This is a genomic window from Streptomyces sp. NBC_01166 (genome assembly GCF_045039765.1).
Classification (GTDB): Bacteria; Actinomycetota; Actinomycetes; order Streptomycetales; family Streptomycetaceae; genus Streptomyces.
In genome coordinates this window covers 6,372,746-6,396,005 of record NZ_CP108613.1, presented here as the reverse complement: position 1 = coordinate 6,396,005, position 23,260 = coordinate 6,372,746, and the positions used below count along the sequence as shown (strand labels likewise).

18 protein-coding genes are annotated in these 23,260 nt (G+C 71.5%); 7 read left to right on the top strand and 11 right to left on the bottom strand.

Annotated elements, in window-relative coordinates; all coding sequences use genetic code 11:
• Positions 1 to 36 precede the first annotated feature (36 nt).
• From gmd to OG379_RS29400, 5 genes are read left to right on the top strand one after another with little or no spacing between them, the layout of a single operon-like run.
• Positions 37 to 1,050 (top strand): GDP-mannose 4,6-dehydratase, encoded by a 1,014-nt coding sequence (gene gmd, locus OG379_RS29420; protein WP_405665986.1) that lies wholly within the window; start codon positions 37 to 39, stop codon positions 1,048 to 1,050.
• Positions 1,047 to 3,821: a DNRLRE domain-containing protein gene (locus OG379_RS29415; RefSeq protein WP_405665984.1), complete on the top strand. Its 2,775-nt coding sequence runs from the start codon at positions 1,047 to 1,049 to the stop codon at positions 3,819 to 3,821. Before gmd ends, OG379_RS29415 begins: the two co-directional genes overlap by 4 nt.
• Complete coding sequence (locus OG379_RS29410; RefSeq protein WP_405665983.1) at positions 3,818 to 6,073, top strand: LamG-like jellyroll fold domain-containing protein; 2,256 nt, start codon at positions 3,818 to 3,820, stop codon at positions 6,071 to 6,073. Before OG379_RS29415 ends, OG379_RS29410 begins: the two co-directional genes overlap by 4 nt.
• Complete coding sequence (locus OG379_RS29405; protein WP_405665982.1) at positions 6,070 to 6,768, top strand: hypothetical protein; 699 nt, start codon at positions 6,070 to 6,072, stop codon at positions 6,766 to 6,768. The genes OG379_RS29410 and OG379_RS29405 overlap by 4 nt, the downstream gene beginning before the upstream one ends.
• Positions 6,768 to 7,595 carry a glycosyltransferase family 2 protein gene (locus OG379_RS29400; RefSeq protein WP_405665981.1) on the top strand — a complete coding sequence of 276 codons (828 nt, stop codon included), beginning with the start codon at positions 6,768 to 6,770 and terminating at the stop codon, positions 7,593 to 7,595. Before OG379_RS29405 ends, OG379_RS29400 begins: the two co-directional genes overlap by 1 nt.
• A 4-nt stretch (positions 7,596 to 7,599) precedes the next feature.
• On the opposite strand, the gene OG379_RS29395 is transcribed toward OG379_RS29400, so the two are convergent.
• Complete coding sequence (locus OG379_RS29395; RefSeq protein WP_405665979.1) at positions 7,600 to 8,757, bottom strand: glycosyltransferase; 1,158 nt, start codon at positions 8,755 to 8,757, stop codon at positions 7,600 to 7,602.
• Positions 8,758 to 8,879: 122 nt separating this feature from the next.
• Between OG379_RS29395 and OG379_RS29390 the strand changes: the two genes are divergently transcribed.
• On the top strand, positions 8,880 to 10,394 hold the full coding sequence (locus tag OG379_RS29390) for a hypothetical protein (protein WP_405665978.1): 1,515 nt from the start codon (positions 8,880 to 8,882) through the stop codon (positions 10,392 to 10,394).
• Here the strand turns inward: OG379_RS29390 and OG379_RS29385 are convergent.
• The 3 genes from OG379_RS29385 to OG379_RS29375 are packed head-to-tail and all read right to left on the bottom strand — an operon-like array spanning position 10,363 to position 14,557.
• Complete coding sequence (locus OG379_RS29385) at positions 10,363 to 11,601, bottom strand: hypothetical protein (RefSeq protein WP_405665977.1); 1,239 nt, start codon at positions 11,599 to 11,601, stop codon at positions 10,363 to 10,365. The genes OG379_RS29390 and OG379_RS29385 overlap by 32 nt on opposite strands.
• The gene (locus OG379_RS29380; RefSeq protein ID WP_405665975.1) at positions 11,598 to 13,283 is read right to left on the bottom strand and encodes a lipopolysaccharide biosynthesis protein; all 1,686 of its coding nucleotides are present in this window, start codon (positions 13,281 to 13,283) and stop codon (positions 11,598 to 11,600) included. Before OG379_RS29380 ends, OG379_RS29385 begins: the two co-directional genes overlap by 4 nt.
• Positions 13,280 to 14,557: a glycosyltransferase gene (locus tag OG379_RS29375; RefSeq protein ID WP_405665974.1), complete on the bottom strand. Its 1,278-nt coding sequence runs from the start codon at positions 14,555 to 14,557 to the stop codon at positions 13,280 to 13,282. Before OG379_RS29375 ends, OG379_RS29380 begins: the two co-directional genes overlap by 4 nt.
• A 118-nt stretch (positions 14,558 to 14,675) precedes the next feature.
• Here OG379_RS29375 and OG379_RS29370 point away from each other — a divergent pair, with 118 nt between their 5' ends.
• A complete protein-coding gene (locus tag OG379_RS29370; RefSeq protein ID WP_393764603.1) occupies positions 14,676 to 15,125 on the top strand; it encodes an adenylyltransferase/cytidyltransferase family protein in 450 nt (149 codons plus the stop codon).
• Here the strand turns inward: OG379_RS29370 and OG379_RS29365 are convergent.
• The 7 genes from OG379_RS29365 to OG379_RS29335 all read right to left on the bottom strand — a co-directional run bounded on the left by OG379_RS29365 (position 15,094) and on the right by OG379_RS29335 (position 22,414).
• Entirely contained in the window at positions 15,094 to 15,825 is a 732-nt protein-coding gene (locus OG379_RS29365; protein WP_405665973.1) for a CDP-alcohol phosphatidyltransferase family protein, read from the bottom strand. The two genes, OG379_RS29370 and OG379_RS29365, sit on opposite strands and share 32 nt — an antisense overlap.
• A 93-nt stretch (positions 15,826 to 15,918) precedes the next feature.
• The gene (gene mnhG / locus OG379_RS29360; protein WP_405665972.1) at positions 15,919 to 16,329 is read right to left on the bottom strand and encodes a monovalent cation/H(+) antiporter subunit G; all 411 of its coding nucleotides are present in this window, start codon (positions 16,327 to 16,329) and stop codon (positions 15,919 to 15,921) included.
• Positions 16,326 to 16,649 carry a monovalent cation/H+ antiporter complex subunit F gene (locus tag OG379_RS29355; RefSeq protein WP_393764608.1) on the bottom strand — a complete coding sequence of 108 codons (324 nt, stop codon included), beginning with the start codon at positions 16,647 to 16,649 and terminating at the stop codon, positions 16,326 to 16,328. The genes mnhG and OG379_RS29355 overlap by 4 nt, the downstream gene beginning before the upstream one ends.
• A complete protein-coding gene (locus OG379_RS29350; RefSeq protein WP_405665971.1) occupies positions 16,646 to 17,278 on the bottom strand; it encodes a Na+/H+ antiporter subunit E in 633 nt (210 codons plus the stop codon). The genes OG379_RS29355 and OG379_RS29350 overlap by 4 nt, the downstream gene beginning before the upstream one ends.
• Entirely contained in the window at positions 17,275 to 18,924 is a 1,650-nt protein-coding gene (locus tag OG379_RS29345) for a Na+/H+ antiporter subunit D (RefSeq protein WP_393764612.1), read from the bottom strand. The genes OG379_RS29350 and OG379_RS29345 overlap by 4 nt, the downstream gene beginning before the upstream one ends.
• A complete protein-coding gene (locus tag OG379_RS29340; protein ID WP_405665970.1) occupies positions 18,921 to 19,514 on the bottom strand; it encodes a Na(+)/H(+) antiporter subunit C in 594 nt (197 codons plus the stop codon). The genes OG379_RS29345 and OG379_RS29340 overlap by 4 nt, the downstream gene beginning before the upstream one ends.
• The gene (locus tag OG379_RS29335; protein ID WP_405665969.1) at positions 19,511 to 22,414 is read right to left on the bottom strand and encodes a Na+/H+ antiporter subunit A; all 2,904 of its coding nucleotides are present in this window, start codon (positions 22,412 to 22,414) and stop codon (positions 19,511 to 19,513) included. The genes OG379_RS29340 and OG379_RS29335 overlap by 4 nt, the downstream gene beginning before the upstream one ends.
• Between the last annotated feature and the right edge of the window lie 846 nt (positions 22,415 to 23,260).

Genomic DNA, 23,260 nt, shown 5'->3' with positions numbered 1-23,260 from the left:
GAACCGCCCTACGGGCGACCAGAGAAGGGGGGAGTCATGGCGAAAACCGCACTCATCACCGGCGTGACCGGACAGGACGGTTCGTACCTGGCGGAACTGCTGCTCGAGAAGGGGTACACGGTCCACGGCCTGATACGCCGCTCGTCGAGCTTCAACACGGAGCGGATCGACCACATCTATCAGGGGCCGGAGGAAGCGAACCGTTCCTTCGTGCTCCATCACGCCGACCTGGCCGACGGGGTCGCGCTGGTGAACCTGCTGCGGGACATACAGCCCGACGAGGTCTACAACCTCGGCGCGCAGTCCCATGTCCGGGTGTCGTTCGACGCGCCGCTGTACACGGGGGACGTCACCGGGCTCGGAGCGGTCCGGCTGCTGGAGGCGATACGGGCCAGCCGCATCGAGACCCGGGTCTACCAGGCCTCCTCCTCCGAGATGTTCGGCGCGAGCCCGCCCCCGCAGAACGAGGCGACGCCGTTCCACCCGCGAAGCCCGTACAGCGTGGCCAAGGTGTACGCGTACTGGGCGACGGTCAACTACCGCGAGGCGTACGGCATGTTCGCCACCAACGGCATCCTGTTCAACCACGAGTCCCCGCGCCGCGGCGAGACCTTCGTGACCCGCAAGATCACCCGCGGGGTGGCCAGGATCAAGGCGGGCCTGCAGGACCGGCTGCACCTGGGCAACCTCGACGCCGTACGCGACTGGGGGTACGCCCCCGAGTACGTGGAGGCGATGTGGCGGATGCTCCAGTGCGACACCCCCGACGACTTCGTGGTGGCCACCGGTGAGGGGGTCAGCGTCCGGCAGTTCCTCGAGTACGCCTTCGAGCACGCGGGCCTCGACTGGGCCGAGCATGTGCGCTACGACCCGAAGTACGAGCGCCCCAGCGAGGTCGACGCGCTGATCGGCGACGCGTCGAAGGCGGAGGAACGCCTCGGCTGGAAGCCGGAGGTGAAGTCGCGCGAGCTGGCCCGGATCATGGTGGACGCGGACATCCGGCTGCTGAGCGACCAGCTCGCGGGGTCCGCGGTCCGGGTGGACAGATGAGAGGGGCCGGTCGTCTCGGACACATCCGGGGCGGTGTGTTCGCCGCCGTGCTGGGCCTCGTGGCGGGCACGCTCACGGCGCTCTCCGCTCCCCCGGCCGCCGCGCTCACCCCGCCGGTCGGCTTCACCGCCGACGCCCTGTCCACGTACCAGACCAACGGCATCGTCTGGTCGCTGGCCCAGGCGGACGGGGTGGTCTACGCGGGAGGCACCTTCTCGGGCATCCGGCCGGCGGGCTCCCCGGCCGGGAGCAGCACGACGCCCGCAGTGAACTTCGCCGCGTTCGACGCGGCGACCGGGGCGCCCGCCGGCTGCTCCCTCTCCTTCACCCGCAGCAGCGGCACGGCGACGGTCCGGGCGCTCGCCGTCTCGCCCGACAGAACCACGCTGTACGCGGGCGGTTACTTCAACGCCGTGAACGGCACGGCCGTCAACGGCCTCACGGCGATCGACACCGCCACCTGCCGGCCGCGAGCGGGCTTCGCCCCGCAGTTCGGCGCGACGGTCCGCGCCCTCGACGTCGCGGCGGACGGCACCGTCTACGCGGGCGGCGACTTCCAGACGGTCAACGGGACGGCACGGCGCTTCTTCGGCGCGGTGACCGCCGCAGGAGCCCTGACCGGCTGGAACCCGGACGCCGACGAACCGGGCCGCACCCTGAGGGTGACCCCGGACGGGGACAGCGTCCTCATCGGCGGTGACTTCTTCACGGTCGGCGGCGCCGCCTCGCACGCGCTCGCGGTGACGAGCGCCTCCTCGGGCGCCGTCACCCACGCCTACGGCGCCTCCTTCATCCCCCGGTCAGCCGTCATCAAGGACGTCGTCACGGACGAGGCGTCCGACGGCTGGTACGCGGCGGGCGAGGGCTCGGGCCCGACCTCGTTCGACGGCCGGCTGGCCATGGAGCTCGACGGCTTCGGACAGCGCTGGCGGGACACCTGCCAGGGTGCGACGCAGGCGCTCCGGGTCCACCAGGGGGTGCTGTACGCGGGCAGCCATGTGCACGACTGCTCGACCATGGGCGGCTTCCCCAACCAGGTCCGCAAGCATCTGACCGCGCAGTCGGTCGACAGCCCTGACCTGCTGGGCTGGCTCCCCGACACCAACGACGGCATCGGTGAGCCGGTCGGCCCCCGGGCGCTGACCGTGTCCTCGAAGGGCGGCCGTGACTTCCTCTGGGTCGGCGGCGAGTTCACCACGGTCAACGGAACCGGCCAGCAGGCGCTGACCCGGTTCGCGAACACGCCGGACACCGGGGCGCCGCCCGCACCGGCGGTGAGTGTGTCCGCGCCGCGGGCCGGCGAGGTCGCGGTCAGCTGGCGCAGCAGCCTGGACCTGGACGACAGCCTCCTGACGTACCGGGTCTACCGCGACGGCGGCGCGACGCCGGTGTACACGACGACGGGTTCGTCGCTGTTCTTCAGCAGGCCGCAGCTGACCTTCACCGACCGGAACGTGGTGGCGGGCCGGTCGTACAGCTACCGGATCACGGCGAGCGACGGCACGAACACCAGCGCGCTCTCCGCCGCCGCCTCGGTGACCGCCGCGTCGTCGGCGTCGCCCTACCAGGAGAAGGTGCTGGCCGACGGGGCCGATCTGTACTGGCGCTACGACGAGGCCGGCGGCGCCTTCGCGGCCGACGCGTCGGCGAGCCGTAACGGCGGGGTGTACATGAACGCGCCCTCCTACCGGGCCACGCCGTCCGCGGTGGCAGGTTCCGCCGCGCTCTCCCTCAACGGTACGAACGAGTACGTCTACAGCGACCGGCTGCATCACCACACCTCCCCCGCGCCTTACTCCGTCGAGACGTGGTTCCGCACCACGTCGACGAGCGGCGGGCGGATCGTGGGCTACGGCAACAACATCGGTACGGAGCGCGGCCACACCAGCAGCATCTCCGACAAGCTGGTCTATCTGACGGACGACGGCCGGCTGGCATTCGGCGTCCAGAGCGGAAGCACCCGGCCCACGGTCACCTCGGCCGGCTCCTACAACGACGGCGCCTGGCACCACGCCGTCGCCACGCAGGGACCGTCCGGCATGGTGCTGTACGTCGACGGGGAGGCGGTCGGCACGAACCCGGCGACCGGCAACCGCTCGTACAACGGCTACTGGCGGGTGGGCGGGGACGCCATGAACAACGCCTGGCCGAACCGCCCCACCAGCGACTACTTCGCCGGCCAGGTCGACGAGACCGCGGTCTACCCGTCGGCGCTGACCGCCGCCCAGGTCGCCGCGCACCACGAGCTGGCTGGCGCCCCGCCGGACCCCGGCGGCAGCACCTCGACCCTCACCCCGGACGAGGACGCCTATGTCAACGGCGTGGCGGCGAACACGAATTACAACGACAGCCAGCTCGCCTCACGGGGCACCACTTCCTACCTGAGCTATCTGCGCTTCACCCTGCCGTCCGCCCCGGCCGGCCAGGTGCTCACGGGCGCGCGGCTCACCTTCCGCACCTCGTCGGACCCGACGGCGGGATCGGCCGAGAGCCACCGCATCGTGCCGGTCACCGGCGCGTGGACCGAATCGGCGGTCACCTACAACACCCGGCCGGCGCTGTCCACGTCCGTGCTGGGGACCATCACCGGCGCGGCATCGGTCTCCACCGACCACTCGGTGGAACTGGACGCGTCCGCACTGGACGGGGCCCTCGGCTCCGTCACCTCACTCGCCCTGACCAGCAGCGGGACGGACAGTCTCCGCATCTGGTCGAGCGAGGCAACCGCGGCCTACCGGCCGCAGCTCGTCCTCACCTTCGGAGTTGAATGATGAACGGAAGCACGGGGCGGAGACCCTGGGGAAGCGGCCGTGTGCGGGCCGCGTCCGCCGCACTCTGCCTGTTCGCGGGAGCCCTGACCGCGACAGCGGCCGGGGCCTCCCCGGCGGCGGCGCTGACACCGCCGGTATCCATCACCGCGGACGACCTCTCCACCTGGCAGACCAACGGGATCGTCTGGTCGATGGCCGCGACGGAGGGGACCGTCTACGCCGGCGGCACCTTCTCCACCGTCCGGCCGCCGGACGCGGCGGCGGGGACCTCGGAGCAGCCCGCGGTCAACTTCGCCGCGTTCGACGCGGCGACCGGCGCGCCCACGGGGTGCAGCCTGTCGTTCACCCTGTCCTCGGGGACCGCCACCGTACGGGCGCTCGCCCTGTCGCCCGACGGTGAAACCCTGTACGCCGGAGGGCAGTTCGGCGCGGTGAACGGCGAAGGTGTCAGCAACATCGCCGCCGTCGACACGGCGACCTGCACGCCCCGAACGGACTTCAAGATCTCCGTCTCGGCGACCGTACGGGCCCTGGACGTCACCACGGACACCGTCTATCTGGCCGGTGACTTCAACAGCGTCGGGGGGCAGACGAGGAACAAGTTCGCCGCCGTCACCACCGACGCCGACCTGCTGCCGTGGACGGCGAACGCCGACGAGGTGGCCCGGGCGGTCCAGGTGACCCCCGACGGGCAGCACGTGGCGCTCGGCGGTGACTTCTTCACCGTCAACGGCACCACCTCGCACGCACTCGCCGTCGTCGACGCCACCACGGGAGCGCTCACCAAGAGCTACCCGGGCTTCATCCCCAACACCTCGACGGTGCAGGATCTCACGACCGACGCGACCGGTCTCTACACCGCCAACGAGGGCACCGGCGGCGGTGTGTTCGACGGCCGGATCGCCATCGACCTCGACGACTACCAGCAGCGCTGGCGGGACACCTGCCTGGGCGCCACCCAGGCCGTCCTGGTCCACTCGGGCGTGCTGTACAGCGGGAGTCACGCCCATGACTGCGCAAGCATGGGCGGGTTCGCCGACCAGCCGCGCAAGCATCTGCTGGCCCAGTCCGTCGACGACCCGACGCTGCTGCCCTGGTTCCCGGACACCAACGACGGCATCGGTGAGCCGGTCGGGCCCCGCGTGATGGCCCAGACCGACAAGGGCGGCCACCACTACCTGTGGGTCGGCGGGGAGTTCACCACCGTCAACGGCGCAGGGCAGCAGGGCCTGACCCGGTTCGCCGACGGCCCGGACACCGGGGCGCCCTGGGTGCCCAACGTCAGTCTCTCCACGGTCGCCCCGGGGCGGATCGACGTGAACTGGCAGACCAGCTTCGACACCGACGACGGGGAGCTGACCTACCGGATCTACAAGGACGGTGCGAGCACGCCCGTGCACACGGTCACGGGATACTCGCTCTTCTGGGACCGCCCGCAGCTGAAGTGGACGGACACCGATGTGGCGGTGGGCGAGACGCACTCGTACCGCATCACCGCGAGCGACGGCACCAACACCAGCGCCAAGTCCCCGGCACAGTCGGCGACGGTGGCGTCCTCCACGCAGCCCTATCCGGCACGGGTGCTGTCCGACGGCGCCTCGCTGTACTGGCGCTACGACGAGGGGACCTCCACCTTCGCGGCGGACACCACGGGCCGGCTCGCCAACGGCTTCCTGCGCAACGCACCGTCCTACCAGCAGACCCCGGCCGCGATCGCGGGTGATTCGACGGCCATCGGGTTCGACGGTGCCTCCGAATACGCCTACAGCAACAAGCTGCACGCGCAGCCCGCCCGCTTCTCCGTGGAGACCTGGATCAAGACCACCACCACCCGGGGCGGCAAGGTCATCGGGTTCGGCAACCTGACCATGCAGAACAGCACCCGCTACGACAAGCAGGTCTACATGGCCAACAACGGGCGCCTCGTCTTCGGCGTCTACAGCGGCGGATACCGCACCGTCACCACGACCGGGGCCTTCAACGACGGCAACTGGCACCACGTCGTCGCCACCCAGGGCACCGGCGGCATGGCGCTCTACGTCGACGGGCAGTTGCGTGCCTCCAACTTCCTCTACACCGGCAACGAGAACTACCCCGGGTACTGGCGGGTCGGCGGCGACAACCTGGCCAACTGGCCGAACCGGCCGACCAGCAACTTCTTCGCCGGCCAGATCGACGAGACCGCCGTCTACCCGACCGCGCTGAGCGCTTCCCAGGTCAGCGCGCACTACGGCCTGAGGAACGCTGAATGAGACACCCGTTCCTGGCCAGCACCGCCGTCGCCCTCGCGACGGCGGTGCTGGCCGCCTGCGGCTCGTCCGGCGGGTCCGACGACGGGGGCAAGGAGGCCGCAGCCGCGGCGGACAGTACGCCGTCCGCCGCGACGGGGGCCTCCCCCACGCCGTCCGCAGCCCGCACGACGGCCCCGGCACCTCGGAGGTCCAGCAGTACGCCGAAGGCTCCCGCCGGGGACATCACCCCGGCCACGGGGTCCTTCACCAAGAAGCAGAAGGAGTATCTGACCGACCGCGTACCCAAGGGGATGGATCCGGCCGCGGTGCTCCAGACCGGGCAGGAGACCTGTGACAGGCTCCGCTACCTGGTCAAGGCCGACCGGGACATCGCCGTCGCCGCGATCGTCTCCGGTGAGGTCGCGGACGCGAAACCGGCCGTGACCCATCTCTGCCCCCAGCATCAGGACGTCGTCGACGAGGCCGCCCTCGGTTACGCCGACGGCACCCACAAGGGCGCCGGGCTCCGGCCGGGGCGGTACAGGGCCCCCTCCCCCACCAAGGCCTGCAGCTGGCAGGTGGCGGCGGCGGACGGCAAGGAGCTGGAGTCGGGCTCCTCCGGCACGGGCGGGCAGGTGGAGATCACCGTCGCCCGGTCCGCCCGCACCTTCACCTCCACAGGCTGCTACGCCTGGCTGCCTCAAGGAGACAACTGATGAGCAAGCTGCCCATCGCCGTGGCGATCCCCACGAAGAACGAGGGTCTGAACATCGCCGAAGCGGTGAAGTCGGTCCTGGGCCACTTCGAGGCGGTCGTCGTGGTGGACTCCCACAGCACCGACGACACGGCGAAGATCGCCGAGGAGTGCGGGGCCGAAGTCGTCACGTACACCTGGGACGGAGGGCATCCGCGCAAGAAGCAGTGGTGCCTGGAGAACGTCCGCACGGACCTGGACTGGATCCTGCTGCTCGACGGTGACGAGCGGCTGAGTCCCGGGCTGCTGGCGGAGCTGCGGAGGATCTTCGCCGACGCGGACAGCCCGAAGCCCGCCGCGTACGACATCCCGCTGGGCTACTGGTTCTCGGGGAAGCGGCTGCGGCACGGTTACACGATCCGCAAGCGGTCCCTGACCGACCGGACCCGGTGCCACTACCCGGAGGTCGGCGACCTCGCGGCGCCCGGTATCGGGGAGGTCGAGGGGCACTACCAGCCGGTCGCGGCGACGGCCGAGGCGCTGAGCAACCCCATCGAGCACCAGGACCTGGACCCCGTCACCGACTGGTTCGAGCGGCACAACCGCTACTCCGACTGGGAGGCCTGGCTGGAGCACCACCCCGATGTCAAGGAGCAGGTACGGAAGGTGAAGTCCCGGCAGGGCCAGCTCTTCCACAAGGCGCCGTTCAAGCCGCTGGTGTCCTTCGCCTACATGTACGTCTACCGTCGGGGCTTCCTCGACGGCCGTGCGGGCCTGGACTTCGCACTGGCGATGAGTTTCTACCGCTGGCAGATAGCCCTCAAGTCACGCGAGAAACCGACAGGTTGAGGCATCACGCCCTCCGGCGGACCACGTCCTCGTAGGTCCCCCGGAGGGTCCGTGTGACGGCCTCGATGGTGAACTGCTCGTTGACCAGGTTCCACGCGGCCTTCCCCGCACGGTCGTTGGCCTCGGGCTCCAGCAGTTCCAGGACCGCGTCGGCGACCTTGCGGGCGTTCTCCGCGTCCTCGCCGACCCGGCTGTCGATCACCCGGCCCGCCCCGGCCGCCGCCACGTCGGGGCCGAGTCCGCAGGTACGGGTGATCACGGCGGGCGTGCCGACCGACATGGCCTCCAGGACGGACACGCCCAGGGGCTCCTCGATCGACGGCAGGACATACACATCGGCCTGCCGCCCGGCCGCGAGCACCTCCTCGTGGCCGAGGGGACCCACATGGTCCAGCGAGTCCATGACGCCGAGCTTCCGGGCGAGCGCCAGCGTGCCGGGAAGCGCACCGGTGTCCGGTCCCGCGAGGACGAAGCGGGCGTCGGGGTGCCGGGCGAGGACGGCCGGCATCGCCGCGACGAAGTCCTCGGGCCGCTTGCGCTCCTGGACGCGGGCCAGGAAGAGGACGGTGGGCGGGCGGCCCTCGTCCCGGGCGGGCTTACGCTCCTGCGGCCGGACGCCGTTGACGAGTCTGACGGTGTTGGTGAGGGCGACCGGTGCGGCGACCGCGTTCACGTCGAGGCGCTCGGCTTCCGTGAGGTGCAGCACGGCGTCGGCGCGGCGCAGCACCGTGCGCACGCCCAGCAGGTCGGTGAGCTGGGCGACGCGCTTCTCGGTCGGGTCGACCATGCCGTGCGTCTGGACGACGAGGGGGGTGCGGGTGGCGAGGGCGAGGAGCGCTGCGGGCAGGGTCACGAGGTCGCGCATCAGGTGGACGTGGACGAGGTCGGCGCCGCGCATCATGCGGCGTGCGGTGTTCAGCAGGGCGCCGGAGGTGATGCCACTGACCTCGAACATCGGCAGCAGGTGCCGCGCCTGGAAGAGGTGTACGGGCACCCCTTCGACCGTGTCCGGCAGCGCGCCCGCGAAGCCGTCGCCGAGCGCCATGATGCGGGCGTCGTCGCCGTCGGCCCGCTGTACCTTGGACAGGTTGAGCGCGACCCGGGTCGGGCCGCCGAACGCGTGGTCCGGAGTGTGCAGCGTGACGATGTGCAGGACCTTCACCAGGGTTCCCCTCAACCTCGGCCGACTGTTCACAGACTAGCCATCTCATCACCTCAAGTGGGCGCATTCGTTAAGGTGTTCGTGGGCCATGGGGCCCTCGGGGCCGGTGATCGGGGGGGGTCATGACGTCCGTGCGCGAGTCGGAGAAGGCCGTCGCCGTCCGGGAGAGCGCTCCGCGCCCGCCGGCCGAGCCTCCGGCGAGGCCCCTGACGTGGGCGATGCTCTCGCGGGCGCTGTCCGTGCCGCTCATCCTGGGCCTGGTCTGCTTCCTGCCTGCGGTGATCGCCGCCCAGCCCGGTTCGGGGGTACGGGACACCGCCTACTGGCTGCAGCTCGTCCTGACCTGCTATGCGGGGGCCCGGCTCGCCACGATGATCCTTTCGACCCGCAGGCGGCTGCTCCAGGGCGTCTTCTGGATGTTCGTGTACATCGCCATGGGTGTGGCGCCGTTCGCCCAGGTGGTGATCGGGCAGACCCCGACGCCGATGGTGGGACCGCGCTCCGACCTGGTGACGGCGATCGCGATGATCCTGGTGGGGTGCGCGGCCTTCGATCTGGGTGCGCTGCTGGCCTCACGCCGCCCGCTGAAGAGGCGGGCTCCCTCGCGCGCCACGGGCGGGCCCGCCGTGGCCCACCCGGTCAGGCTGCGGCTGCTGGTGCTGCTCGCCCTGCTGGCGAGCGCGTACTACGTACTGAAGCTCGGCGGGCCGGCCGTCTTCTTCTCCAGCCGTCAGGAGATCAGCGACACGGTGGCGCAGAGCGGGGTGGCCTCTGCGGAGTCCAACGTCGGCTCGGCGTTCCTGAAGGGCTTCGGCACCGTCCCCGCGCTGCTGGCGTTCCTCTTCTACACCCGGCGCCTGGTGACCTCCCGCCGAGCCCGGCGCTCCCCCTCGACGGCGCTGGTGTGGGTGGCGCTCGCGGCGGTCAACCTGATCGTGAACAACCCGATATCCAACGCGCGTTACTGGTTCCTGACGGTGCTGGTGTCCCTGCTGTTCACCGCGTTCCCCAGCAGTGCGGCGGTGTACCGCTCGGTGCTCGCCATGGGCGTGGTGGGGGCACTGGTGCTGTTCCCGTACGCCGACCGCTTCCGTTACGACGACGAGGGGTACCGGCCCGTGCAGTCGGCCTCCGTCTTCGAGCCGCTGGCCACCAAGGACTACGACCAGACGGTGATGTTCGCCAACACCATCTCCTGGGTGGAGACCCGGGGCCACACCTACGGCCGTCAACTCGCGGGCTCCGCCCTCTTCTTCGTACCCAGGGCCGTGTGGAGCGGAAAGCCCGAGGACACCGGGGTCCGGGTCGGCGAGTGGATGGGGATGAACATGACCAACCTGTCGGCTCCGCTGTGGACCGAGTTCTGGGTCGACTTCGGCGCGTCCGGCATGATCGGCGGGCTGGCGTTGATCGGCTACGCGGCGGCCCGCACGGACCGGAGGTACGCCCTGGCCGTCACACGGGCGGGCCCCGGGCCGGGCAGCGTGCTGGCGATCGCGGCGCCGCTGATCGCCGGGTACACGTTCATCCTGCTGCGGGGGCCGCTGCTCCAGGCCGCGGGGAAGCTGGCGATCGCCGCCCTGTGTCTGGTGCTGGTCAGCACGTTCAGGGAGCAGCGGGCAGCGCGTCGGCGCTGAGGGTCCGCGCCGTGCCCCGGCGGCGCAGCCGGGCGACCCGGGTCCAGGTGGCGGCGGCCTTGCAGAGCGATCCGAGGCACAGCCCCCAGGCGGCCCCGGGGACACCGCCGAGGGCGTAGCCCCCGGCCATGAGGGCCACGGCGGTGAGTGAGAAGACCACCTGGATGCTCAGCGTCGTACGCGGGTCGAGCATGCGCAGGGCGAGCAGTCCGCAGGTGCCCACGGCCATCGCCGCGTACTGGCTGCCGGTCGCCGGGAGCAGGGCTGCGGCCGTCGGCCAGGTGTCGCCGAGGAGCTCGCGCCCCGCCCGCTCGGGCAGCAGGGCGAGTGCGGCGGCCCAGAGGGCGGCGGTGGCGGCGAGCACGGCGGCGAGGCCCGCGGTGGCCCGCACCCGGCGCCGTTCGTCGCCGATCCGGCCGAGGATCGGGGGGCCGAAGGAGGTGGCGGAGGTGAACAGCACGTTGAGCGGCCCGAACAGGGTGGTCGCCCCGCGCAGGGCTCCGACCAGGAGGGGGTTGGCGACGGCGCCGAGCCCGAGGACGGAGAGCTGGCTGGTCGCGTTGCCGACACCGAACTCGACGGTGAAGCGCTGCCCGAGATGGCCGCGCCTCAGCAGCGGGCGCAGCGACACCGGGGCCCCTGCGGTCGAGCGGTGCAGCAGCACGGCGGAGAGCAGAAGGGCCGGCAGGGCCGAGAGCCCCCAGACGGCGATCAGCCGGGCGGGGGTTGCCCCGTACTCCTGGCCGGCCAGGGCACCCAGCACGCAGGTCAGTCTCAACAGGTCGGCGATCAGGGAGAGATGGGGCTTCTGGAGGGTGGAGAAGGCGTAGCGGAGCGCATCCTGTCCAAGCACCACCGGCAGGACGAGGCCGAGCGCCAGCAGGGCGCGGGCGGTGTCCCCCGGGACCAACAGGCAGACGGCGGCCAGCGGCGCGCCGAGGGCGGCCGACGCCCCGACGGTGAACACGACGGCCGAGCGGCAGGCGCCCCGGGTCTCCTCACCCCCGCCGCGCCGGAGGACCAAGGGCTGCCCCGTGTACGCGCCGGAGACACCCAGCAGCACCGTGAAGACGAGGTAGACCGCCGAGAAACGGGCGAAGTCGGCCACGGTGGAGAGCCGGGCGGCGGCCACGAGCACCAGGATGTTGGTGAGCGCCGCCACGCCCTGGTCCGCGACCGAGCAGAGGATCGCGGTGCGGGCTCTCACCGGCGCGCCCCCGGGAGGGTGAAGGAGCGCAGCCCCATGGTCTCGTCGGGGCTCCCGGTGGTCTCCGGCGTGTCCACGTCGGCGGCCGGGCCGTCCGGTCCGCCGGTGCGGCGCCGGGCGGACTTGTGCCGGCGTTCCGAGCGGCGCAGCCGGGCCCGGCCGGGGTGGAGGAGGGCGCCGAGCACCGAGCCGCCGGAGGCGCCGATGATCTCGCGGATGCGTTCCAGGTCGCTGCGGTGCACCTCGCGCGGATCACAGACGATCATGACGCCCTCCACGCGGTCGACGAGGGCGACCGCGTCGGCGTACGACAGCACCGGCGGGGCGAGGACGATGACCACGGTGCCCGGGCGGTCGGCCTCGGCCACGACCCGTCCGACGGACGCGGAGGTCAGGGCGCGCGGCACGTTGTCCGCGGTGACCCCGGCGACCAGGGCGAACGCGCCGGAGCCGGGCACGTCCACGTTGGAGCGGCCGCCGGCCGGCCAGCCGCGGTCGCTCTCGTCGGCGGCCCAGCGCGGCGGCCGCACCTCGTGGGCCGCCCGCCCCAGGTCATGGGCGAGGGAGGGGGTACGCAGATCGGCTTCGACGAGCAGGACGTCGCGGCCCATCTCTGCGAAGGCGGCGGAAAGATTGACCGCCGCGGCCGCCGCGGCCGCGTTGTCCCCGCGCGGGGCGGTGACCAGGAGCCTGCGCCGCTCGGCGAACGACGGGTCGTAGGCGAGCCGGAAGGCGACCGCGCGGTACTCCTCGGCGAGCCGCGAACCGCTGCGCCCGATCGCGAGCAGGCCGTCCCCGGCCGCGCGTTCCCTGGGCAGCGTGCCGAGCAGCGGGGCCCCGAGGGAGCGGACCAGTTCGCGGGGTGAGCGTACGGCGGGGTCGAAGACGAGACGCACCCAGGACAGCAGCAGGCCGAGGGCGAGGCCGACGACGGCGCCCAGCCCGAGGAGCAGCGGCAGACCCGCGCCGGCGGGCTCGGTGGGGGCGACGGGCTTCTTGTTGAGGTAGCCGGGAGTGGTGTCGAGCGCCTTGAGCTCGGAGATCTTCCGGCTCAGCTCGGAGATGGAGACGATGATGTTGGCGCGGGCGCTGCTGACGTCGTCCGCGGCGTCGACGCCGGTCCGCTCCTCCAGCAGATCGCGCTTCTCCTCCAGTGGTTCGAGCTGCGCGCGGTAGCCGTTCGCCATGTTGTCGAGGCTTTCCTGGGTTCGCGCCTTCCGGTGCGCGAGGTAGGCGTTGGCCAGCGCTTCGGCGCGGGACCTGGCCTGTTCGGGGGCGGCCCCCGTGTAGGAGAAGCGGAGGGTGAGGGTGTTGGGCGGGTTGGTGACCTGGAGGCCGGCCAGCAGCTTCCGGGCGGTGACGTCGTCGCCCTTCTTGAGCAGGGTCCCGGCGGCCAGGTCGCCCACGGTGTCGCTGACGGCTGTCTGCCGTTCGGAGCCGATGTTGATGCCCTTGTCCGCGGAGGCCCCGGTGGCGAAGGGGTCCGCGGTCGCGGAGCGCACCTGCACCTCGCCGGTGGCCGTGTAGGTGTCGTCGCCGCTCAGGGCGAGGAAGCCCCCGCCGAGAAGGCCCACGACGACGCCCCCGGCGAGCAGGAGGCGGTAGCGCAGGAGCTGGCGGAACTGGTCGCGCAGCAGAGCCGGTTCGTCCTGGTCGTCCAGGGGACGGATCTGATGGGTCATCGGCGTGCTCCCCCTCGTGTGTCACCTGTTCGCGCGTCCCCGAGCGCTTCGGTGAGCAGGGCGTCGAAGCGGGCGAGGCCTGCCTCCCTGCTCAGGTGCTGTGCGACGTAGCGCGGGCCGTGCGCTCCCAGCGCGTCGGCCGCCACCGGGTCGGCGGCCAGCCGGCGTACGGCTCCGAGGAGCGCGGCCGGGTCCTCGGGGGCCACGAGGACGCCCGCGCCCGAGCGGCGCACCTCGTCCGCCGTACCGCCCCCGTCGGCCACGGAGGCGACGACGGGGCGTCCGGAGACGAAGTACGAGGTGAGTTTGGACGGCACGCTCATGTCGAGCACGGAGGCCCGCTGGGTCACCGCGAGCACATCCGCGGCGGCGAGCACATCGGTGAAGTCGTCCGCGTCCGCGGGCGGCAGGAAGTCGAGGTTGGGCAGCCCTGCCGCAAGCTCGCGCAGTCCGTCGCGCTGGTTGCCGTCGCCCATCAGGACGACGCGGATGTCCGGGGCCAGCCGTGCCAGGCCGACGAGGACTTCGAGCCCCTGCTTGAGGCCCATGTTCCCGGAGTGCAGCAGTACGGGGGTGGAGACGTCCCAGCCCAGGCGGGCCCGGGTGGCGGCCCGGTCGGCCGAAGGGCTCGTCACATGCGTCCAGTTGGGGACCACCCGGATGCGTCCGGGGTCCACGCCCAGGGCGGTGACCCCCTCCACGAAGCTCCCGTGGATGACACCGACGAGGGCCGCGCCACGCAGCGCGTAACGCTCGGCCTTCGCGGCGACGTCCGCCGCCCTGCCTCCCCCGCGGATGCCGCTCTGCGCGGCTGCGGCGCCCATCAGGTCCTGGACGACGGGTATGTGGGGGACGCGGTGGCGGCGCGCCAGCCGGGCGCCGAGCACACCGCCCGCGAGGCTCGGCATCTGGGAGACCACCGCGTCGAAACGTCCGGGCGGCGGGGCGAGGATCCCGTGGGCGAGCACGCTCGCCTCGAACGCGCCTCTGCGCAGAGCGGTCTGACGGGGCGGCACATAGTGTCGTCGCCGGTGTATCCGTACGCCCTCACGGCTCTCCTCCTTGCGCCACACGCCCCGGTACCCCTCGTCCACGCGCCAGGCGGGGTAGTGCGGCATGCCGGCCAGGACCTCGGTCCGGGCCCCCGACGCCGCCCAGTGCTCGGCGAGCTGTGTGGCGTACGGCCCGATGCCCGTCAGCTCGGGGGCGTAGTTGGTGGAGACCACGAGAAGTCTGCGGTTTTCGAACGGTCTCAGATGCTCAGCTGCGGACAACGGATGATCGCCTTCCCCCCGGAACAGCCTCTCCTCCGAGCTTATCCGTTCACGGGTTGCACAAGTGTTCTTCACAGTAAGGTCGTTGAACCAGTTCCACCGTGGGGGGAGAGAACGGATGGTGCAGCACAGAGTCGGCTACGCGCCGGGGGTGTACGACCTGTTCCACGTCGGCCACCTCAATATCCTGCGGCACGCCCGCAGCCAGTGCGACTACCTGGTGGCCGGAGTCGTCTCCGACGAGATGGCCGAGCTGGCCAAGGGCCACAGACCGGTGATCCCGCTGCCCGAGCGGCTGGAGATCGTGCGCAGCATCCGTCACGTGGACGCGGCGTTCGTGGAGACCGTTCCGGACAAGGTCGAGACCTGGCAGCAGGTCCGCTTCGACGTCATCTTCAAGGGTGACGACTGGCGGGGTACGGAGAAGGGCGAACGTCTGGAGCGGGACTTCGCCGAGGTCGGGGTGGAGGTCGTCTACTTCCCGTACACGGTGCACACGTCCAGCACCCAGCTGCGCCGGGCGCTGGACGTGCTCGTCAGCCGGCCCGGAGCGCTTTCAGCTCCCTGAACCACTTGACCAGGAACGCCACGAGGAACAAGGCGTGCACGACCGCGAGCACGGCGTACCCGGCGCGGAACGCCCCGGGTGCGCCGAGCAGCAGGAAGACCAGGCAGAAGACCCCGTAGTCCGCGGGCAGCAGGGCCACCGCCCGGACCCGGGACACCGGCGCCGCGGGACCCTCGGCTACCGGTGCGGCGCGGGCCGCCGCCTTGCCGAGCTGTTCCCGCAGGAGACCCGCGCAGAAGGTGAGCACGGCGACGAACAGGAAACCGAGCGGCAGCAGGAGCCAGCCCTCGCCCGGCAGGGAGCCGAAGCGGTGGAAGGAGATCAGTACGGCGCTGTGGACGAGGATCATCTTCGCGCAGTCGACGACGTGGTCGAGCCACTCGCCGTCCGGCCCGCCCCGCCCGGTGAGCCGCGCGAGCTGGCCGTCGGCGGAGTCGAAGGCGAAGCCGACGGCCAGACCTGCGTAGACAGCCACCCCGAGCCACCAGGACGGCTCCACCAGGGCCACGGCGGCGATCGCCGCGAAGGTGAACAACGCACTGACCGAGGTGACTTGATTAGGCGTCAGTCCGACGCGGTAGGCACCGGCGGCGAGCATGCGCCCGGCCGGACGGTTCACGTACCGCGAGTAGAGCGAGACACCCTTGGACGACTTCTGCGCGCCGCGCAATTCGCGCAGCACCGTACCCGTGCTTCCCATACGCCCCCCAGCGCCCGGTGGATTCCCGGCGCATCATCGCAGAAATCGTGTGCGGGGCGTGGGGATACGGAGACGTACCGTGGTCCGGGGCGTTCAACTCCCCTGGCCGCGCTCGGATCCACCCCCCGGTTCCGGCCCACCACCGGGTTCGGGCCCCGGCTCGGTGAGCTGTGCGTCCAGGTCGTCGAAGAGGAGCTCACCGCGCTCGATCTGCCCCGTCCGGTATGCCGACCTGGCCACCAGGTGGGCGGCCACCGGGCCCGTCATCAGCTGGAAGAAGCCGATGAGGGCGAGCGTCGCCAGGTCCATCCCGCTGCGCAGCCTCAGCGCGACACCGGCCAGCACCAGCAGCAGCCCGAGGGTCTGCGGCTTGGTCGCCGCGTGGCTGCGTGAGAGGACGTCGGGCAGCTTGAGCATGCCGACGACGCCGAGGAGACAGATCGCCGCGCCGAGGAAGACGAGTACCGCGCCGGCCGTGTCCGTGATCTGGAGCCAGACGTTCACCGCTGCCCCTCCTTCCCCTCGGCCTTCCGGCGCGACAGCGGCTTGTCGCGTACGGCGATGAAGCGTGCGATGCCCACCGAGCCGGTGAAGCCGAGGAACGCGAGCACCAGCATGACCGGGAAGTAGAACGGGTCCCGGGCGAAAGCGGACTTGGCCCCCAGCCCCGCGATGATCACCGCGGCGAAGACGTCGAGCCCGATGGCCCGGTCGAGCATGGAGGGCCCGCGGCTGATCCGGAAGAGCAGCAGCGCGGCCGCCACGACGACGAACACGACGGCGGCGGTGATCAGCACGCGGTCGAGGGTCTCGGGGCCGCTCACGATTCCTCCTCTCCGCCGTCGGACCCGGCGACCGGTGGTGGTGGCCCGGAGACCCGGGCGATCTCGTCGGAGGTGCCGAACGCCCGGACGGTCAGTTCCTCCAGCTTCCAGACGGAGCGCCGTGCCGCCTCCAGCTCCTCCGGTCTGTCCGCGTCCAGCACGTGCATGAAGAGCGTGGCGGTGGCCCTGCGCACCTCCACGACGGAGCCGCCCGGCACGTTGGACACGGAGACGGCCGTCGCGGCGAGCATCAGGTCGCTGCGGCACCGCAGCGGTACGCCGATGACGGCGGGCCGGTGCGGGCGGCCGACGAAGATCTGCCGCGTGACCTTCACGCCCGAGGTGTACATGTCGTAGAGCAGATAGCCGGCGAGCCGGAGGATGCCCCAGGGGTGCAGCCGCAGCCCCAGATCGACCTGCGGCAGCGGGAACGCCAGGCAGACGGCCACGGCGACGACCACGCCGGTGACGACGTTGGCCCAGGTCAGGGTGGACCACAGCATGACCCAGATCAGGGTGAGCCAGGCGATCAGCGGAAGGTCGAGGACGCGGCGCCGGCGGCCGGCGAACTCGACGCTGTACGGCGGCAGATCGGGGTTGTGGTACGACAGGGTGATCAGGCGCCTCACCGGCCGAGCACCTCCTCCACATAGGGACGGCGCGCGATGAGTTCGGCTGCCGAACGGTCGGTGAACGCCGCCAGCGGGCCGGCCAGCACGGTGAAGGCGAGGCCGAGCAGGACGGCTCCCGCGGTGGCCGCCGTCATGGCCCTGGGCGGGCGGATCGTGGTGGTGACGGCCCTCCCCTGGAGGGTCGCGGCCTGGGTCTGGCCGGCCGGTGGGGGCCCCACCCCTTCGTCGCCCGTGCCGGGGATGCGGTCGGGCCCGGTGTCGGTGTCCTCGTCGTCGCTGTCGTCGGCGGTCTCCAGGACGGTGCCGTAGGCGGCCTGGCCCGGTGGCTCGGTACGCCAGAAGGCCAGGTTCCAGATCTTGGCCATCACGTACAGGGTGAGCAGGCTCGTCACGGTCGCGCCCGCGACGAGGATCCAGGCCCAGACACCGCCGTCCGAGACCCCGGCCCGCATGAGTCCGAGCTTGCCGATGAAACCGGAGAAGGGCGGGATCCCGGCGAAGTTCATCGCGGGGACGAAGAAGAGGACCGCGAGCAGCGGAGCCGATCTGGCCAGTCCTCCGAGCCGGGTGAGCTCGTTGGTCCCGCCCCGGCGTTCGATGAGTCCCGCCACGAGGAAGAGGGTGGTCTGGACGGTGATGTGGTGGGCGACGTAGAAGATAGCGCCGCCGTACCCCTCACGGGTGGCGAGGCCGATACCGAAGACCATGTACCCGATGTGGCTGATGAGGGTGAAGGAGAAGAGCCGCTTCAGGTCGGTCTGCGCGACCGCCCCCAGAATGCCCACGAGCATCGAGACGAGGGCGACAGCCATGATCAGATCGCCGAGCCGGTTGCCGGGGAAGAGCAGGGTCTCGGTCCGCAGCATGCAGTAGATGCCGACCTTCGTCAGCAGGCCCGCGAAGACGGCGGTGACGGGCGCGGGCGCCGTCGGGTAGGAGTCGGGGAGCCAGGCGGCGAGGGGGAAGACCGCGGCCTTGATGGCGAAGACGGTGAGCAGCATGGCCTGGATCAGGGTCTGCACACCGAGCGGGAGTTCGGGCAGCCGGACCGCAAGCTGGGCCAGGTTGGCCGTTCCGGTGGCGGCGTAGGTCATGGCGATCGCGGTGAGGAACAGCATCGAGGAGAACAGGGAGATGATCACGTACGTGGAGCCGGCCCGGATCCGCGCGCCCGTTCCGCCGAGGGTGAGCAGGACGAAACTGGCGACCAGCATGATCTCGAAGCCGACGTAGAGGTTGACGAGGTCGCCCGCGATGAAGGTGAGGGAGACCCCGGAGACCAGGATGAGATAGGCGGGGTGGAAGACGGCGACGGGCGTCTCCTTGTCCCGGTCCGCCATGCCCTGGCCGAGCGAGTAGACCAGGACGGAGAGGGTGACCGCCGAGGAGACGGTCAGCATCAGCCCGGACAGCCGGTCGGCGACCAGCGTGATGCCCAGCGGCGGCGCGAAGTCCCCGAGATGGACGGAGAGGGGTCCCAGGCGGTCGGCGGCGATCATCAGAGCCACCGAGAGACCGAGGACGGCGGTGAGGACGGCCACGCTGATGAAGCGCTGGAAGCGCGCGAGCCTGGTGCCGAAGGCGAGACTCACCCCGGTGGCGCAGAGCGGCAGCAGGACGGGCAGCGGGACGAGCGCGTTCATCCGGCGGCTCCTCGGTCGTCGTCCTTGTCCTTCACGTAGTCCTCCGGATCGGCTCCCAGCACGTCGTGCCACAGGTTTCCGCCTGCATCGCGGCCCCGGGCCTGAAGTGCGCGGTCCGCGCGGAGCCGGGCCCGCAGCCGGCGGTGTTCCTCGCGGTAGCGCGCACGCTCCTGCCGCGAGGGGCGCGGCCCCGCCCGGTACTCCTCACGGAGCTCGGCCCGCTCCCCCAGCACTTCCGCGCGCAGGAAGATGCGCCGGTCCTCCAGGTCGTCGTGGACCTCGTCGGTGCCGGTCAGCTGGTAGCTGCGGTAGGCCATGGCGAGCAGGAACGCCGTGGTGGCGAGGGTGATGACGATGGCGGTGAGGGCGATGGCCTGGGGCAGCGGGTCGGTGATCCTCCGCAGCGGCACGCCGTAGAGCAGGGGCGGCGCACCCGCCGAGCCGGTCGACGAGAGGACCAGCAGGTTGATGCCGTTTCCCGCGATCACGGCACCGAGCAGGATGCGGGTGAGCGGGCGGGTGAGCATGAGGATGCCTCCGACCGCGCAGAGGACGACGGCGGTGGCGAGCAGCGAGGCGCTCATGGTCATCGCTTCGGCTCCCCCTTCCCGGTGTCCGTCGCGGCGATCAGCGCGCCCGCCGCCCGTTCGATCTGCCGGTCGACCTTGGCGCCCAGCGCCCGCACGATGTCCAGGACCACACCGAGCACCAGCAGATAGACACCGAAGTCGAAGAGGACCGATGTGCTCAGGTGGTAGTCGCCGAAGAGCGGCAGATGCCCGTGGTAGGTCCAGGCGTGCAGCACCGTCCCCTCCGCGAGGCCGCCCAGGGCGACCCCGGTGGACACGAAGAGTCCGAGTCCGGTGAAGAGGCCGGGCTGCAGCGGCGCGGCCTCCGCCAGTTCGAACCTTCCGCCCGCCAGATAGCGGGTGATGAGGGCGAGGCCCGCGACGAGTCCGGCGACGAAGCCGCCGCCCGGCATGTTCTCCGCGCAGAACAGCAGATAGAGGGAGAGCACCAGAATGGGATGGAAGAGCAGCCGGGCCACCACCTCGAAGACGACGGAACGGTGCTCGGGGGCGAGGGTCGATCCGGCGGCCAGCCAGCTGCGTTCGGGCGCCGTGTCGTCGCCCTGCGGCAGACCTGCCAGCCGTCGGCCGGACAGCGACCAGGCGGTCTCCCCCCGCAACTCCTCCCTCTGCATGGGGGCTTCGCCGCGGCGGTGCAGGTAGATGAGGCTGGTCACGCCGATCGCCGCCGCCGCGAGGACGGCGGACTCTCCCATCGTGTCCCAGGCCCGCAGATCGACCAGGATGGTGGCCACCACGTCCTTGAGGCCGTGATGGGCGACCTCCTCGACCATCGCCGCGCCCGCGGGCTCGGCGACCCGGGCGGCTCCCGCCGCCCAGACGGCCACGCCGACCGTCGCCGCCGCGGCCAGCGCCACGGGGATCCTCATCGCGCGCCGCCACGTGCCGATCGACTCCTCGAAACGCACCGGCAGCCGGCGCAGGACCAGCACGAACACGATCATCGACACGGTCTCGACGCAGAACTGGGTGAGCGCCAGGTCGGGCGCGCCCTGTACGACGAAGAGCAGGGCCGCCCCGTAGCCCGTCAGTCCCGCCAGGACGACGGCCTTCATCCGGCGGCTGACGGTCAGACAGGAGAGGGCCGCGGCGCAGGTGAGCAGGGCCACCGCGCCCTGGAGGGGGGCGTCCCACACGCGGGGGGCGACCGCTCCTTCCCAGGGACGGTCCGTGATCAGGACCGCCAGCTGGCCGGAGAGCATCACCAGCAGGGTGATGGCCAGGTAGCCGGAGAGGGAGCCGCGCTGGACGAAGCCGGTGACCTGGAGGGCGACACGTTCCAGGCCCAGCAGGAGGTGCCCGAAGACACTGTCCGCGGTCGGCCAGGCGACGCGTCGGGAGAACCGGGTGATCGTCACGCGCCGCGCGAAGAGCACGGCGCCGCCCGCCCAGGTCAGGGCGGACAGCAGCAGGACCGTCCCGAAGCCGTGCCAGAGCGCGAGGTGGTAGGGGTGGGCGGGGGCCGGGAAGACGTCGGCGTACGCGGCGAACAGACGGTCCGTCCATCCGACGCCGGGGCCGAGCACCAGTCCGGCGACGGCCAGAACGGCGGGCGGGGCCAGGAGGCCGGCGCCGACGCGGTGGGTGGGGGTGTCGGGGACACCCGGCTTACGGGCGAACGCCCCCCAGACGAAGCGCAGGGTGTACGCGACGGTCAGCACCGAGCCCACGACGGTGACGGCCAGCACCCAGCGGTCGGCGGTGTCGCCGTGCAACAACGCGTCGAAGGCGGCCTCCTTGGCGGCGAATCCGAGCAGGGGAGGCACGGCGGCCATGGAGGCGGCGGCGAGGACCGCGACCACGCAGACGTACGGCGTGGTGCGGGCGAGGCCGGAGAGTCTGCGCAGGTCACGGGTGCCGGTCGCGTGGTCCACGATGCCGGTGACGAGGAACAGCGCGGCCTTGAACAGGGCATGCCCCAGGATCATCGCGAGGGCCGCGAGCGCGGCGTTCCGGTTCCCCGCCCCGGCGAGCACCGTGAGGAAGCCGAGCTGGCTGACGGTGCCGTAGGCGAGGACGAGCTTCAGGTCGTTCAGACGCAGGGCGCGCCAGCCTCCGAGGAGCATCGTCGCTCCCCCCAGTACCAGCACGATCGGCCGCCAGACGGGGACGTCGGCGAAGGCGGGGGCGAGCCGTGCCACCAGGTAGACGCCGGCCTTCACCATGGCCGCCGCGTGCAGATAGGCGCTGACGGGGGTGGGCGCGGCCATGGCGTTCGGCAGCCAGAGGCTGAACGGCCAGATCGCCGACTTGGACAGGGCCCCGCACAGCACGAGGACGACGGCCACGGATACGGCGAGGGTCGGCTCCGGCGGCTCGGCGACGATCGCGGAGATCCGGTAGGTGCCCGCGGCCTCACCGAGGATCAGGAAGCCGACCAGCATCGCCAGGCCGCCCAGTGTGGTGACCGTCAGGGCCTGGAGGGCGGAGCGGCGGTTCTGTTTGCGCCGGCTGGTGTGACCGATCAGCAGGTACGAGAAGACCGTGGTCAGTTCCCAGAACACGTACAGCGAGATCAGGTCGTCCGCGAGGACGAGGGCGAGCATGGCGCCGGCGAAGGCCAGCAGGTTCCCGGCGAAGGGGGCCAGTTGGGGTGAGTCGTCGGTGAAGTAGTACGCGCAGTACAACAGGACGAGCATGCCCACCCCGGCCGCGAGCAGCACCATCAGCTCGGCGAGCGCGTCCAGGCGCAGGGCGATGGACACGTCGTAGGTGCCGATCCACTCCCATGACCAGGTGACCGCCCGGCCCGCCTCCGTGCCGCCCCACTCGGTGGCCGCCCACACCGTGGTTGCCGCAGGGGGCAGCGCGAGCACGACGAAGGCGTATCTGCCGAGCCGCCGCACGAGCGGCGCCGAGCACGCCGCCAGTGCGAAATGGCAGAGGATAAGTGCGATCACGACAGGCGGTCCGGAACAAAGGGCACCGAATACAGATATATCCCCCGGCCCGGTTCACCCGTCCGGCGCGCCGCGCGACGGCCCGCCCGCTGGTTACGGTCGGCGGCTGTGGTCGGTACTCGTCCCGCTGTGGTCACAGGACCGCGTCTGCCCTGTCCGCCCGCGGTCACACGGTATGACGTGGGACCTTTCCGGCACGGCCGCCCCGGAGCGCCTCCCGTCGCGGAGCACCCGGTCGGCGTTCAGCGACAGATGACGCGGTTCGTCGGGCACTTCGTCGGGCATGCCCCGGACGCCTCCGGCGACGCACGGGCGGCGGGGCGGGGCGTCACGGACCGTGAGGCCTTCGCCGTCGGGGGACCTGTTCACGGTGCACGGGGGCGGTCCGCCGGTCATCGCCGTCGCCTCCAGGTGTGCCGGAGAACGTATCCGGGCACCTCCAGCGTCTCTCCGGAGCGTGCATGCCGCTACCCGGGTGTTACCGGCGTTCCCGATGCTTCGGCGGGCAAGTGTGGGCTCCGGGTGCGAGCGCCGTGTCGCACATGTGAGGCCACTCTCTTCCCATTCTGCGCGGTGGCCCATGTCCATGTGCCCAAGTTCTCGACCGCTTCGACCAGTCAGCGGCCGGCATCATCGGCAAGGAGCATCTCTGCGCACGCGCGCGTCACGGCGGAGACCGTCGCACCGGCAGCCCTGTGGGCCGTCACCAGCGGTCGGACCTTCCAGGACTTCCAACGCCGGGCAGATCAGCGGCTCTTGGCCGAGGAGGCGGGTCAGCCGTCGGGCATCGTGTACTACAGCCCGCAGGAGGAGCACCTGCTCCGGATCACAGTCGGTCCGCAGCTG